Below are 14,200 nucleotides of genomic sequence, written 5' to 3' on the forward strand. Positions count from 1 at the left end.
TTCGGCCGGCGATATCCGACCTCTGTTCGACGGCTGGCTGAACGCATGGCGCCAGTTCACGGACCTGGCCACTTGGCCGCAACGAATGACGGCCATGCAGCAGGCCGTGGTCGCACAGCCGGCGGCGTGCGGCGCAGACGAGCGCGCGGGTGGCGCAGAGGACAGCAAGGGCCGCGCCGATCTGCCACACGGCGGCGCAACTGCCGCGCCCATGGCTGGACTGGCCACGTTGTTCGGTCCGGCATGGGCCAGTGCATTCGGTCCCGCGCTGACTGCGTCGCCGTTTGTGTTTGCGCTGCTCCATGCCGCCGGCGGGTTGTCGAATGTGCCGGCCGCGTTGACGAACCCGTTTGCGTCGCTCGGTGCGGTGCCCAGCGTGAGATTCGATCCGCAGCGATTGCAAGCGCTGCAGCATGACTATCTGCACGAGTGCCAGACATTGATCGAGCGCGCGCTGAAATTCACGCCGGGCTCGGCGGACATCGACGCGCTGTTTGAGCCGGGCGACCGCCGTTTCAGCGCCGACGAATGGAGGGCGACGCCGACCTACGCGCTGGCGGCGGCGTGGTACCTGCTCAACTCGCGCTATCTGAACAAGCTTGCGGATGCATTGGATGCGGATGCGAAGACGCGCGAGCGGATCCGTTTCGTCGTCGAGCAGTGGATCGCCGCGGCATCGCCAAGCAATTTTCTCGCGCTCAATCCGGAAGCGCAAAAGATGCTGCTCGACACCCAGGGGGAAAGCCTGCGGCAGGGCATCGCGAACTTGTTGGCGGACCTGCAACGCGGCAAGATCTCGCAGACCGACGAATCGCGTTTCGTGGTCGGCAAGAACCTGGCGAGCACCGAAGGCTGGGTCGTGTTCGAGAACGAGTTGATCCAGCTGATCCAATACACGCCACGCACGCCGACGGTCTACGAGCGGCCGCTGCTGGTCGTGCCGCCGTGTATCAACAAATTCTACATTCTGGACTTGCAGCCGGACAATTCGCTGGTGCGCTACGCGCTCGACGAGGGCCACCCCGTGTTTCTGATATCGTGGCGCAATGCGGATGCGTCGATTGCACACAAAACGTGGGACGACTATATCGCCGACGGCGTGCTCGCGGCGATCGATGCTACGCGCGACATTACCGGCCGTGAGCAGCTCAATACGCTCGGCTTCTGCGTCGGTGGCACGCTGCTCGCGACGGCGCTGGCCGTGTGTGCCGCGCGTGGCGAGCGCCCGGCGGCGTCGATGACGCTGCTCACCGCGATGCTGGATTTCGGCGACACCGGTGTGCTCGATGTGTTCGTTGATGAGGCACACGTCGCGATGCGCGAGCAGACGATTGGCGCAAAAGGGGGCGGCGCGCCAGGCCTGATGCGCGGCGTCGAGTTTGCGAACACGTTCTCGTTCCTGCGGCCAAACGACCTGGTATGGAACTACGTGGTCGACCATTACCTGAAGGGACGCACGCCGGCACCATTGGACCTGCTGTACTGGAACAGCGATTCAACGAATTTGCCGGGGCCCATGTATGCGCGCTATCTGCGCCAGACGTACTTAGAGAACCGCTTGCGTGTGCCGGGCGGCGTGACGGTGTGCGGGGAGCCGGTGGATCTGACCCAGATCGACGTGCCCACGTTCATCTATGGATCAAGGGACGACCACATCGTGCCGTGGCGCACCGCGTACGCATCGACGTCGCTGCTTAGCGGTCCGCTCAAGTTCGTGCTTGGCGCATCCGGTCACATTGCGGGGGTGATCAATCCGCCGGCCAAGAACAAGCGCAGTTATTGGGCGATTGAAGGGGAAACACGCGCGTTGCCAAATGACACCGAGCAATGGCTCCAGCAATCTACGCAGTGGCCCGGGAGCTGGTGGCCGGAATGGTCGGGGTGGCTGGCGCAGTACGGCGGCAAACGGATCAAGGCGCGAGCGAAGGCCGGCAATGCGACATACCCGCCAATTGAACCCGCGCCGGGCCGTTATGTCCTCGTGCGCGACGTATAAACCTGTCGCGCACGCAATCGGATAAGGGTTTTTAAAAAGGAAAGCGAATGACTGACGTTGTGATCGTGTCCGCCGTCCGTACCGCGGTCGGTAAATTCGGTGGTTCGCTGGCGCGCATTCCCGCGCCCGAGCTTGGTGCAACGGTGATCCGGGCCGCCCTGGAGCGGGCCGGCGTGAAGCCGGAGCAGGTCAGCGATGTGGTTCTCGGGCAGGTGTTGACCGCCGGCTCCGGCCAAAATCCGGCGCGCCAGGCGCTGATCAGGGCCGGGCTGCCCACTGCCGTGCCGGCGATGACAATCAACAAGGTCTGCGGCTCCGGCCTGCAAGCGGTGATGCTGGCCGCCAACGCGGTGATCGCCGGCGACGCGCAGATCGTGGTCGCCGGCGGCCAGGAGAACATGAGTGCCGCGCCGCACGTGCTGCCCGGTTCGCGCGACGGCTTCCGGATGGGAGAGGCGAAGCTGATCGACAGCATGATCGTCGACGGCTTATGGGACGTCTACAACCAGTACCATATGGGCATCACCGCCGAGAACGTCGCGCAGGAGTACGGTATTACGCGCGAGGCACAAGATCAGTTCGCCGCGCTGTCGCAGAACAAGGCCGAAGCTGCGCAGAAGGCCGGCCGCTTTGACGACGAGATCGTGCCGATCGATATTCCGCAGAAGAAGGGCGAGCCGGTGCGCTTTGCGACCGACGAGTTTGTGCGCCACGGCGTGAGCGCAGAGTCGCTGGCCGGGCTCAAGCCGGCGTTTTCAAAGGAGGGCACGGTTACCGCAGCGAACGCATCAGGCATCAATGACGGCGCGGCGGCGCTTGTCGTGATGTCGGCGAAGAAAGCCGAGGCACTCGGCTTGAAGCCGCTGGCCCGGATCAAGGCGTACGCGAGCGCGGGGGTGGACCCGGAGGTGATGGGCATGGGCCCGGTGCCCGCCTCGCGTCGCTGCCTGGAGCGCGCGGGCTGGTCGGTGGCCGACTTGGACCTGATGGAGATCAACGAGGCGTTTGCCGCGCAAGCGCTGGCGGTTCATCAAGAAATGGGTTGGGACGTGTCGAAGGTCAACGTGAATGGCGGCGCGATCGCCATCGGTCATCCGATCGGCGCGTCCGGTGCGCGTATCTTGGTCACCCTGTTGCATGAAATGCGCCGGCGCGATGTGAAGCGCGGTCTGGCGTCGTTGTGCATCGGTGGCGGCATGGGCGTTGCACTCGCGGTCGAACGTGACTGAGCGGCATCGGCGCAGGCAACAGAATCGATATCGGAGGACGTGACAGATGACACAACGCATTGCATACGTAACGGGAGGGATGGGCGGCATCGGCACCGCAATCTGCCAACGGCTGCACCGCGATGGATTTCGTGTGGTGGCCGGGTGCGGCCCGAACTCGCCCCGTCGCACGAAATGGCTTAACGATCAGAAGGCATTGGGCTTCGAGTTCATCGCGTCCGAGGGCAATGTCGGCGATTGGAGTTCAACCAAAGCAGCGTTCGACAAAATCAAGGCCGAAGTCGGTGATATCGACGTGCTGGTCAACAACGCGGGCATCACGCGTGACGTGGTGTTTCGTAAGATGACCGTCGAGGACTGGACCGCGGTGATCAACACGAACCTGACGAGCCTATTCAACGTCACGAAGCAGGTCATCGACGGCATGGTCGAGCGCGGCTGGGGACGGGTGATTAATATCTCGTCGGTGAACGGCCAAAAAGGGCAATTCGGGCAGACAAACTACTCGACGGCCAAGGCCGGCATCCATGGTTTCACGATGGCGCTCGCGCAAGAGGTGGCGACCAAGGGCGTGACCGTCAATACGGTGTCGCCGGGCTACATCGGCACCGACATGGTCAAGACGATTCGTCAAGACGTGCTCGAGAAAATCATTGCAACCATTCCAGTGAAGCGCTTCGGCGCGCCGGAGGAAATTGCATCGATTGTCTCGTGGCTCGCCTCGGATGAATCGGGCTTTGCGACAGGTGCGGACTTTTCCCTGAACGGTGGTCTGCACATGGGGTGATGCGCGTGTGGCGCGCCACCCCACGCGTGCCGCGGATGCATCGCAGAACAAGGGACATGCCGTCCGTCGAGGATGGCACGTCCGCATTCGTCCTTGAAGGCATGACATGACGACTACGAAGAAACCTGCCGAACGTCTGATCAAGAAATATCCGAACCGTCGGCTCTACGATACCGAGACGAGCACATACATCACGTTGAGCGACGTGAAGCAGCTCGTGCTCGATCAGGAAGCGTTCAAGGTGGTGGATGCCAAGTCCAACGAGGACCTGACCCGCAGCATCCTGCTGCAGATCATCCTGGAAGAGGAAAGTGGCGGGGTGCCGATGTTCTCGTCGTCGATGCTGTCGCAAATCATTCGTTTCTATGGTCATGCGATGCAAGGCTTGATGGGAACGTACCTGGAGAAAAATATCCAGGCATTCATCGATATCCAAAACAAGTTTGCCGAGCAGTCGAAGGGACTGTACGACAACAATGCGCTGAACCCGGAAATCTGGTCGCAGTTCATGAACATGCAAGCGCCGATGATGCAAGGCATGATGACCAGCTACATCGAACAGTCGAAGAACATGTTCGTGCAGATGCAAGAACAAATGCAGAATCAGGCCAGGACCCTGTTTAGCAGCTTTCCGTTCGCACCGGGTGGTGGCAGCTCATCGTCTGGCAGCGACAAGAAATAGTTGGCGCCAGTGCGCCGAATAGCGCTCCAGCCCGGTAGCCGATGCCCGCCGGGCTAATACAGCGTATACGGTCGCCGGCCGGATTTTACAAACCGGTGAATTTGTTAACTGGCGTTTCAGTCAACAGCAACGGATAGCGTTTCTCAGCCTGCGCTGGGCGGGGCGTGTTGCGCTTAAGGAGTGCGGCAACCACGCATGCGTCGTTCTCATTTCCGCGTGGGGAGGCTATGCTCGGTTGAGTCGTTTACCTGTGCGATTCACAGACATCGTTTCAACTAAAATGAGGCGATGGACCGAGAGATTGCCGCGCGATTACGTTGGGTGTACATGTATCACGAGGCCGGCGTTGCCGGCCTCGTGTGCGCGCAGTGTGGCATCTGCCAACCGACACGTCGCAAATGGCTACGTCGCTACATTGTTAAATGGCTAAGCGCGCCGCTTCTATCTAGGCGTCACGAGCCGCAACCCTGGCAAGTCGACAAAGTCGGCACGGTTAAGTGTCATCAGCGCATCGCCGTGCTCGATCGCCTGTGCAGCGATCCACAGATCATTGTAGCGAGGCCGTGGTGACCGACCAGATTGCTTGACAAAAGCCGCAAGCACGCCGAATGCGGCGGCAGTCTGCTGCGACACCTCACGAATCGGGCACCGCTCAAGCTGTTGTAAATGGGCAGCGCGCACGGCCCGCTCGACAGGATCCGTGCAAGCTTGCACGCCAAATCCGAGTTCGCCCAACGAAATGACTGAGATGAACACGGGTGCGTCGCCAGCGAGTTCGATCACGGTTTGCGAATCAAGCATTTTTGCGGCTAATGCAACCCAAATGCAACTGTCAAGGATTACGCCCATGGATCTCGCACGCTGTTATCCAAGTCAGTACGGCTGTCAGCCAGCCAAGCCGTGGCCTGCCGCGGCGTGAGCGCTACGGGCAGCCCCGCGAGCGCTTGGGTGGCGGTCATGGTCAGTTTGGGGGGCACAATTCGAGCCACCGGAACATGGTTACGCTCGACGATGATGGTTTGGCCTTGACGCTCGACGGTATCTAAAACCTGGCGGGTTTGTCGGGCAAGTTCGGTGGCAGTGATTGCCTGCATGTTGACCTCCTAATAAGGATCAGTACGTATTTTACGTATTCTGTCACCTCATGTCGATTACATTTTTACAATTGCGCGTGGCAGACGATTACAGCGGCATTACGCGGTTGGTCGCTGCGTCGGTTCAGCGTGCTCTCGATGCATACCTCGACGTGCTCGGTCCGCACGAGGATCACCGGCCCGACGATGAGCCGCCGTCACCGGGTTTCGAATATAAAGGAGAAAATCGGATCGGAAATGCGCGCTACGCACACGACTGAATCGCACACATCAGTTGAACCTACCGTAGCCTTTTTTAAAATGGCCTTCTCACGTTCGAGGCGTTCTATACGCGCCTCGAGTTCTTTAATGCGTTGCTGATCTGGCGTGATCGCCTTGCCTTGCGGCGTGATGCCCTGACGTTCCTGCTGAAGCTGGTGCACCCAGCGACGCAGTACCGTCTCGCCAACGCCCACCGAACGGCTCGCCTCCATATGGCTATAGCCCTGCTCGAGCACCAGACAGGCGGCTTGCTGTTTGAATTCCGGGGAAAACGTACGTCGCTGCTTCTTCATCAGACACCTCTTCATGGCGAGCATTCTCGCCTAGATCAGTGTCCGGTTTCATTAGACCACTACATGGACGTATTCTTCCCAGAGTAGTTGCAACGTCACGCCCTTACGGCGCAGGTCACGGTGCATCGCCGCGTAGTCCGGTTCAACCCTTCGGGTCGAAATCGCCGTCTGCGCAGGCAGGTCCAACCTGATCTCGAGCTCGTCGTCGGCGAGCGCTTCGACGGCAGCCCAGTCGAGGCCCGCCGCGCTGGCGCGTGCAGCGTATGCCGAGATGGCGCCGACGCTGATGCCGATCGCCCGGCTGATCTGGCGTTGCGACAAGCCGCACGCCCACTTCAGTCGCAGTACTTCCCTCAGTTTGCGCATGCTCATCCGATGTGCCAGCATCAAACTGTCCCCTAAAAAGAGACAAGGCTAACGCTCGTCGTTGATCACATGCGCAACACCACCGCCGAGCCGCAACGGTCATCTCGTTTCACTCGCGTGATCAGCTGTTATTGCGGGAACGTGATCGCCCGTTTCGGCAAGATGATCGCTCGTTTCGGGAACCGGTGATCAGCGATCACCTTCGAGCGAAACGACCGATCACCATCAATCGGAACCACTGATCACGTTCACCGAAATACGCAGAACAAGTTCCGATCATCCTCTTTCATCGCGCTTTTCCTACCTCTTTGCGTTACCCGCCGTCACGGCTGTCATCACTTATAAACCGCGCGGCGATTCCCGATCCGCACCACTAAAATGAGCAACTCGTCATCCTGAATCTTGGCGATGACTCGATAATCGCCCACACGATATTCCCAGAACTCACCTAGTTTTACTCCCTTGAGCGCTTCCCCCATGCTGCGCGGGTCGTCCAATTTGGCCACCCGGTCGAAAAGAAATCGCAACACGCGCTCGGCCTGCGGCGGGCCAAGCTTCTTGAGCTCTTTCGCCGCTGCCGTCTCGACTTTAACCTGCCAGGCCATACTGCTTCATCAGGTCTTCCAATGCAATGGCCTCGGTTTGGCCAGCACGAAGATCTGCCAGGCGTTGTTCGGCAAGATACACGTCCTCCAAATTGTCGATATGTTCAAGGATCGCCTCGCGCGCGTAAAAGGTCTTAGTCCGCCCCGTAGCAGCCGCCAAAGCTTCTAGACGGCTCTCGATCCCCTGTGGAAGTCGGATCGCTAGCATCAAAATCTCCTCAAAAGCTATGCTATACATGTATAGCATAGGCAGAGAATTCTTGGTTTCCCGCGTGGGCATCAAGCCAGCTTTTTTGTGCTTTGCCTGCCGCGCTCGATTTCACTCTCTCACCCGGTTGCATCAAAATTTTGAAGGGCTAGCTGCCTCAAAGCCAGTCTCGATTTCCCCATCTGCCCCCAGCCTCATGCCACACGACACCGTATCGACACCGCCATATCCGCCGCCCGCCTGCCTTACCCGAGCACGACGTGCCGCGCGGCCGCTCAGTGTGCGAACGGCACATGCCTGATTCGATCGCGACGCTGCGCTGGCGCATCGCTAGGTCAGTTCATAATCCCAGTTCGGTGGCGATGATGTTGCGTTGAATATCAGACGTTCCCGAATAGAGGAGGGATGCGATGGCGTCGCGCAGTCCTCTTTCAGTAGGGGTTTGAGCGAGGTAACCTTGTGCGCCGTAAATGCGCAGTGCGTCTAGCGAAAACTTCGTGTACGTCTCCGAGACGAACAGCTTTGCACAGGCCGCTTCCAGCGTGGCATCTTTGCCCGCATCCTTGAGCCGCCCTACCCGATAGACGAGTTCACACGCGGCATCGAGGTTGACTTTCATGTCGGCGAGGCGATGGGAGATGGCTTGATTCTTTCCAATGGGTTGACCGAACTGGCGGCGGGTACGCGTGTGGGTAATGCATGCTTCAAGGCGGCGGCGCATGGCGCCCAACGTGGTGGCAAGAATGCATCCACGTTCATATTCCATGGCACTTTCAAAGACCTTGACGCCTCGTCCTTCTCGTCCCAGTACGGCATCGGCCGAGACACGGCAGTCCTTGAGTGTGATCCGGCCCATCTGTGCAGTGCGCAGTCCCATCTTTTCCAAAGGCGGGCTCAGCTCCAGGCCCGGGTTGGTCGTCTCGACCAGGAACGCGGTGACGCCCAGTGGACCGAGCGTGGGGTCAAGGGTGGCGTAGAGGACGCATAGATCCGCGATAGGGGCGTTGGTGATGTAGGTTTTCGAACCGTTGAGGACATAGCTGTCGCCGTCTCGTACCGCTTGGGTGCGCATGGAGAACACGTCTGAGCCTGCTTCGTCTTCCGTCGAGGCATTGGCCCCGATCAACGAGCCATCCATCAAGCCTGGCAGAAAGCGCGAGCGCTGTGCCGGTGTGCCGTGGATGGCCAGCGGCAGGGCCACGGTCCACAGGTGCGCGTTGAGCGAGAACAGCAGTCCCAAGTCTTCGCTGCCGTATCCCAGGCCGTCCATGACGGCAAGCAGGTCGGACAGCGGCGCGCCCGCTCCCCCGTACTCCTCGGGTAGGGCCATACTGAACAGGCCAAATTCTGCGCATCGGCGCCAGCCGTCCCGATGAAAAGTGCTGGCGCGGTCGGAAGCTGCGATGTCTATACTGAGCTGGTCGCGGGCAAAACGTGCGGCATGCTCGCGCAGCGCGACTCGTCGTTCATCAGGCGGGTTTGGCATTGCACTGACGCTTCAAAAGTTGATAGTGGGTCTTGCCCGTCGAGGTGCGGGGCAGATCAGGAAGGTAGCGAAATTGGTCGGGCACCATGTACTGTGCGAGTCGGTTGTAACAGAACCGACTCAAATCGGTGGGGCAGACCGGGATATCGCGAGTCACGACAAATGCCGTGATGGTGGTGTTCCCGTCGGAACCGGAGCTGACCACCGCACAGGCGGTCAGGTCAGGATGGGCAGCCAGACATGATTCAATCTCATCCAACTCAATCTGGTATCCATGACGCTTAATCATACGATCAAGCCGCCCCAGCAAGAGGTAGCCTTCGCACGAGGAGCGAACGACGTCTCCGGTGTTGTACCAGCGTTGGCCGTCGAGTTGAAAAAATCGCTGAGCCGTTTTCTCGGGAGCATGCCAATAGCCGGTCACGACAGATGGCCCTGCGACGCACAACAGGCCAGGTTCACCGTCGGGTACCGGTCGCTGATGCTCATCGACGACGATCGTGTTGCAGTGGTCGCAGGGATGACCGATCGGCAACGGTTCGACGCGCTCTGCCGGTATGGGCGTGGGTACACGGTAGGCAGTGCACACGTTGGTCTCAGTGGGACCATACAGATTGTAGTAGGCTGGTTGGGGCCACAGCTGCAGCAACCTGCGCAACTTCGCGATGGGGAAGACTTCGCCGGCGAAGAGCACGAGCCGTAGCCGGTTCGGAGCAGGGCTGCGCCCGTTGTGCTGTTCGGCCAGCATACCTAGAATGGCCGGTGCTGAATACCAAACCGTGATCGCCCGGGAGGAGATCAATGTAGCGAGATGGCGTGGGCTTGCAGCCAGGTCGGCGTCGATCAGGTGAAGGCATGCGCCATTCTTAACGCAGATATAGAGGTCGAAGATCGACAGGTCGAAATGCAATGGGGCGTGGCTAGATACCTGGTCTTGCGCTGTCACCTTGAAGGCAGCCGAGGCCCATTCGACGAAGCTCACGGCGTTGCGCTGGCTGATGGCGACCCCTTTCGGTGTCCCGGAGGAACCGGAGGTATAAAGAATGTAGGCGAGCCGGTTCACATCCGGCGGGCTGCGTGGATACGCGTGTTTCTCGCCGTGCAGCATGTCCAGCGTTCGCCAGCTTTCATATGTGTCGTTCGTTTCCTCGTGACGTGGCTGCATCACCACCACGCGAGGCTTAAGCTGGTGTGTGTGTTGGATTAAATGCCGCGCTGATTCGGGGTCGGTGAAGATGATCCGAACGTCACAATCGCTGAATAAGGTGGCGGCACGCGTGCTTGAACTGCCCACGTCGGTGGGCACATAGGCCGCGCCTAGACGGAGTATGCCAAAGATAGCCGCAAGCGTCCGCGCGCTTTTGCGCATAAAAAGCCCGACACGTTCCCCTGCCACAATCCCGTTGCGGTGAAGGAAAGCGGCGATCCTATCGGCTGCTGCGGACAGTTCTGCATAGCTCAACGCAGATCCGTCGGAGTCGACGAGCGCACGAGCACTCGGCTGTCGCGCTGTCGTGTCGTCTAAGTATTTGGCTAAGTTCGCTGGTGGCTCGGACTGTTGTCCCCGCGGCACAATGTCGGTCGTCATTTTTCGCTCTCCGATGACTTTTCATCCACATAGCACGCGATCTCACGAATGGTGGTAAAGCGCGTCCTCGGGTCGCTGACACCGACGATGAGGCCGAATTCGTCCTCGACAAATGAGACCAGGCGCATGGTGGCCAACGATGAAAGCAGCCCCGACTCCCTCAGATTGAAATCGTCAGCAATATCTGAGTGATTTCCTTTTAGGATAGTGTCGATCACAAAAGCACGAATTTTGGCTAAGGTATCCGACATGGGCTTCTCCTTTAATGGTCATGGATGACAAAAGTTCTGGCTCTTTGCCCCTACGCTCGCTTTGCCCGGTTTTGTCCAAGCCTCTGGGCAGTCATGTAGCGCTCTACCCAATGGATGATTTGCCAGTGACAGCGTTAAGTGCTGTAGAGGGGCATGGTGCGCAACGCTTTGTATATTGAACAATCGCCATAGCCGGTGCGCTAACGCACGCATTGGGGCGCCTTGATACGAGGTGAGCAAGCGCGGTACCCGCTGGGACCCTGTTTAGTCAATTTTGGCCTATTCATGAGAAACCCTATACTGTTATGTCCCAGCAGGCACTTTTGGTTGATCAGTGCGGCCCGATACACCATGGTTAGCCAGAAGATACGCCAACTGACGACGCGGAATACCGAAAAGAGACTAGCCAGCCACTTTACTGTGCGCAGTAGTGTGTCTTGCAGCTCGATTTCAGGATTTTGTGAAACACTTCAATTTTTTATTGCAAGACATAGCAGTTGAATTTTTCGACAACCTGCTTGCGAGAAGTGGCAGACAAATGGGTGGCCAGCTTCCATTCGATGCGCTTCCTGCCTGTGGGAACCGTTCGTGCAAAGGCATGCATCACTGTCCATTCCAGGGCGGGATAACGACGCTGCTTGTCCATTGGCGGTAGTACGGTCATGCGGGGCGATATCGAAGTTCCAAGTTGCCTGCTTAGCTGCGCCGTTCTGGTCACGAATGGTGACCTGAGAAACGCCCTTAAGCTGTACTTCATTCATCTCGTGGGGATCGTGTGGCTTTGGATTGCAAACTTTAATTTAATTTTATCGTTTCATTCGTTCAAGATCTGTCGCCTTAAGCGAAGATAATAGGTTTGAGTGCATCATGGCGAGCGCTTTACAGTCTTTCAACAGGCGCTAAACGTTGCGATGACCTGAATCGTTGTAGCGGCTCCTGACAGCTGGGCACGGTGCTTGCGCGACATGAAGCAGTTAGCGTCGAGCTGATGGAGCCGGGAACGGGTGCTTTGCCGTAGCCGTATGGCTAAATACAATAAAAACGATGTCTGAAGGGAAAAAGGAAGAAGTACCCCAGTACTGAACCCCAAGACGCTGCGCCTGTACGGTGCAGGTGCTGGTCCTGTTCTTTTTAACTGTCTTGCTTGGCCGACTGTAATGCCAATCCACGCGCAGCGTCACGCGCGTTATGTCCAGTATTTTCGCTAAAGTTTGACATAAATTGATCGTGGCGTACTCACTGGCTGGCTAAGTAGCACGAGTGGCGCACTGACGCGTGCCGACGAGTGGCCCTGATCGCCGCAGTGAATGGTTAAGGATTGCACGCGACGTGTCATAAAAGCCGTATTGGTTCCCGGCGAGCAACGATAGGTTCTGATTGCGTCGTCGTATCGTTTTGTACAACTATTAAATATCAGGCTGCTCGGTCGCTTGAATCGGAGTTTTGTTACGGGTACTAGCATCACGCCCGTTACGTATGCATTAACCACTGCCCAAACGGAGATCTGGCTCGCGCAGCAACTGTATCCAGACAACCCTGTCTACAACATTGCGCAGTACACGATGATCGATGGCGCGATTGATGCGGCCGCCTTTGAAGCGGCATTGCGTCAAGTCATCGATGAGGCCGACACCCTACGCTTGCAATTTGTCGATAGCGATGACGGGCTGCGGCAGAGGATCGGTACACCCGCATGGTCAATGCCGGTGCTGGATCTGACGGCACAAGCTGATCCTCAGGCAGCGGCCGACGCGTGGATGCAAGCCGATTATCAGCAATCGGTCAATCTGACGCAGGGGCCGCTTTTTTGCTATGCGTTGCTGAAAGTGGCGCCTGCGCAATGGATTTGGTATCAGCGCTATCACCATATCATGACGGATGGATATGGTCAGTACCTGATCGCGCAACGCGTTGCACACGTGTATAGCGCGCTGTGCGCGGGAACGGCGCCGGCGGCATGTGATTTTGGTTCAATTCGACAGCTATTAGAGAGCGATGCGCAATATCAGACCTCCAACCAGCGGGAGAAGGACGAAGCGTATTGGCTCAAGCACTGCGCCCATTGGCCTGAGCCGGCGACGCTGGCAAGCCGCGCAGCCCCTGCTTTCCAGCAGCGGCTGCGTCAGACGACTGACCTGGCCATTCAATGGGTAGACGACTATGTGCTGGATGCGGGCCGGCTGGCGCAGTTTCTGAGCGCTGCACTGGCCGCGTATGTGCATCGCATGACTGGCGCGCAGGACGTGGTGTTCGGTTTTCCAGTGACTGCCCGCTTGGGGGCAGACTGGCACATTCCTGGCGTGGTCGCCAATACGGTTCCATTGCGGTTCAGATTCGAGCCGGAGATCAACTTATTGTCGTTGATGCGGCAGGCGGCGAAGGAAATCCAAAGCGCACTGCAATATCAACGCTACCCGAGCGAAGCGCTGCAGCGTCAACTTGGGCTGGCGCCGGGGCAGTCACTATTGGGCATCAAGGTCAACGTGATGCCGTTTGACTATGCGCTGTCGTTTGGCGGGCATTCATCGACGAGCCATAATCTGCTCGCGGGTCCGGTTGAGGATCTGATGATTGGTGTTTATTGGACACCCAATAGCCGTCAATTACGGATCGACTTGGATGCCAATCCTGCTTGCTACACTGCAGAGATGCTTGGCGCGCATCAGCGCCGGTTTATCCGGTTCATGCAAGTGCTTGCTGCCGATGCCACGCAATCGATTGATAGCATCGATCTGCTCGACGCTGACGAGCGGCATCGGCTACTGATTGAGTGGAATGCGACAAAACAAGACTATCCATCGCACTTATGCATCCACCAGTTGTTCGAAGCACAGGTTGAGCGCACGCCCGAAGCGCAGGCGCTGGTGTATGAAGATCAAACGTTCAGTTATGCGCAGCTGAATGCCCGGGCCAATCGCCTCGCGCACCAGCTGATCGAGTGGGGCGTCAAGCCCGATGCGCGCGTGGCGATCTGCGTGCAGCGCAGTGCCGCACTGGTTGTGGGGCTGCTGGCGATTTTGAAGGCCGGCGGTGCGTATGTGCCGCTCGATCCAAGCTATCCGGGTGAGCGCTTGGCACACATCCTCGCCGATGCGGCACCGAAGATTGTGCTCGCGGATGCGGCCGGGCGCGCGGCGTTGGGCGAGGCGGCGCTCGCTGAGTGTACGGTGCTCGATCCGACCACCCTGCCGGCGTTGCCGGACACGAATCCATCGGTTGCCGCGCTGACGGCCCGGCATCTGGCGTATGTGATCTACACATCCGGTTCCACCGGCACGCCCAAGGGCGTACAAAATGAGCACCAGGCGCTCGTCAATCGTCTGGTGTGGATGCACAACAAGTTTATGGTTTGAC

13 protein-coding genes and 3 pseudogenes are annotated in these 14,200 nt (G+C 58.7%); 6 read left to right on the forward strand and 10 right to left on the reverse strand.

Going from position 1 to position 14,200, the window contains the following annotated elements; translation table 11 throughout:
- The first annotated feature begins 13 nt into the window (after nucleotides 1-13).
- The 5 genes and pseudogenes from phaC to B0B13_RS17750 form a co-directional block, all read left to right on the forward strand.
- Nucleotides 14-1,996, forward strand: a complete 1,983-nt coding sequence (phaC, locus tag B0B13_RS05420) for a class I poly(R)-hydroxyalkanoic acid synthase (protein WP_370643200.1) — start codon at nucleotides 14-16, stop codon at nucleotides 1,994-1,996.
- A gap of 47 nt (nucleotides 1,997-2,043) precedes the next feature.
- Nucleotides 2,044-3,225 carry an acetyl-CoA C-acetyltransferase gene (locus B0B13_RS05425; RefSeq protein ID WP_076794864.1) on the forward strand — a complete coding sequence of 394 codons (1,182 nt, stop codon included), beginning with the start codon at nucleotides 2,044-2,046 and terminating at the stop codon, nucleotides 3,223-3,225.
- A 46-nt stretch (nucleotides 3,226-3,271) separates the two neighbouring features.
- Nucleotides 3,272-4,012 carry a 3-ketoacyl-ACP reductase gene (locus B0B13_RS05430; protein WP_076785023.1) on the forward strand — a complete coding sequence of 247 codons (741 nt, stop codon included), beginning with the start codon at nucleotides 3,272-3,274 and terminating at the stop codon, nucleotides 4,010-4,012.
- A gap of 106 nt (nucleotides 4,013-4,118) precedes the next feature.
- Complete coding sequence (phaR, locus tag B0B13_RS05435; RefSeq protein ID WP_076794867.1) at nucleotides 4,119-4,694, forward strand: polyhydroxyalkanoate synthesis repressor PhaR; 576 nt, start codon at nucleotides 4,119-4,121, stop codon at nucleotides 4,692-4,694.
- 288 nt (nucleotides 4,695-4,982) lie between these two features.
- Nucleotides 4,983-5,108: pseudogene (locus B0B13_RS17750) on the forward strand (IS481 family transposase); the annotation flags it as partial.
- Between the two features lie 27 nt (nucleotides 5,109-5,135).
- On the opposite strand, the gene B0B13_RS05440 reads toward B0B13_RS17750, so the two are convergent.
- The 10 genes and pseudogenes from B0B13_RS05440 to B0B13_RS17755 form a co-directional block, all read right to left on the reverse strand.
- Nucleotides 5,136-5,495, reverse strand: a complete 360-nt coding sequence (locus B0B13_RS05440; protein ID WP_237573854.1) for a type II toxin-antitoxin system VapC family toxin — start codon at nucleotides 5,493-5,495, stop codon at nucleotides 5,136-5,138.
- 38 nt (nucleotides 5,496-5,533) lie between these two features.
- The gene (locus B0B13_RS05445) at nucleotides 5,534-5,788 is read right to left on the reverse strand and encodes a type II toxin-antitoxin system Phd/YefM family antitoxin (RefSeq protein ID WP_076794873.1); all 255 of its coding nucleotides are present in this window, start codon (nucleotides 5,786-5,788) and stop codon (nucleotides 5,534-5,536) included.
- Nucleotides 5,789-6,078: 290 nt separating this feature from the next.
- Nucleotides 6,079-6,342 (reverse strand): annotated as a pseudogene (locus B0B13_RS05455) (transposase); the annotation flags it as partial.
- Between the two features lie 66 nt (nucleotides 6,343-6,408).
- A pseudogene (locus B0B13_RS05460) lies at nucleotides 6,409-6,729 on the reverse strand (IS21 family transposase); the annotation flags it as partial.
- A gap of 314 nt (nucleotides 6,730-7,043) precedes the next feature.
- Nucleotides 7,044-7,313 carry a type II toxin-antitoxin system RelE family toxin gene (locus B0B13_RS05465; RefSeq protein WP_076794876.1) on the reverse strand — a complete coding sequence of 90 codons (270 nt, stop codon included), beginning with the start codon at nucleotides 7,311-7,313 and terminating at the stop codon, nucleotides 7,044-7,046.
- Nucleotides 7,297-7,521: a type II toxin-antitoxin system RelB family antitoxin gene (gene relB, locus B0B13_RS05470; protein WP_076787194.1), complete on the reverse strand. Its 225-nt coding sequence runs from the start codon at nucleotides 7,519-7,521 to the stop codon at nucleotides 7,297-7,299. The genes B0B13_RS05465 and relB overlap by 17 nt, the downstream gene beginning before the upstream one ends.
- 340 nt (nucleotides 7,522-7,861) lie before the next feature.
- On the reverse strand, nucleotides 7,862-9,007 hold the full coding sequence (locus tag B0B13_RS05475) for an acyl-CoA dehydrogenase family protein (protein WP_076793960.1): 1,146 nt from the start codon (nucleotides 9,005-9,007) through the stop codon (nucleotides 7,862-7,864).
- Nucleotides 8,991-10,595: an amino acid adenylation domain-containing protein gene (locus tag B0B13_RS05480; RefSeq protein ID WP_076794879.1), complete on the reverse strand. Its 1,605-nt coding sequence runs from the start codon at nucleotides 10,593-10,595 to the stop codon at nucleotides 8,991-8,993. Before B0B13_RS05480 ends, B0B13_RS05475 begins: the two co-directional genes overlap by 17 nt.
- Complete coding sequence (locus tag B0B13_RS05485) at nucleotides 10,592-10,846, reverse strand: acyl carrier protein (protein ID WP_076785016.1); 255 nt, start codon at nucleotides 10,844-10,846, stop codon at nucleotides 10,592-10,594. The genes B0B13_RS05480 and B0B13_RS05485 overlap by 4 nt, the downstream gene beginning before the upstream one ends.
- 470 nt (nucleotides 10,847-11,316) lie before the next feature.
- Nucleotides 11,317-11,607 carry a hypothetical protein gene (locus B0B13_RS17755; RefSeq protein ID WP_139337332.1) on the reverse strand — a complete coding sequence of 97 codons (291 nt, stop codon included), beginning with the start codon at nucleotides 11,605-11,607 and terminating at the stop codon, nucleotides 11,317-11,319.
- Nucleotides 11,608-12,276: 669 nt separating this feature from the next.
- On the opposite strand from B0B13_RS17755, the gene B0B13_RS19130 reads away from it, so the two are divergent.
- A complete protein-coding gene (locus B0B13_RS19130) occupies nucleotides 12,277-14,199 on the forward strand; it encodes a condensation domain-containing protein (protein ID WP_076794882.1) in 1,923 nt (640 codons plus the stop codon).
- Nucleotide 14,200: the final 1 nt, after the last annotated feature.

The organism is Burkholderia sp. b14 (assembly GCF_900156195.1).
GTDB lineage: Bacteria > Pseudomonadota > Gammaproteobacteria > Burkholderiales > Burkholderiaceae > Mycetohabitans.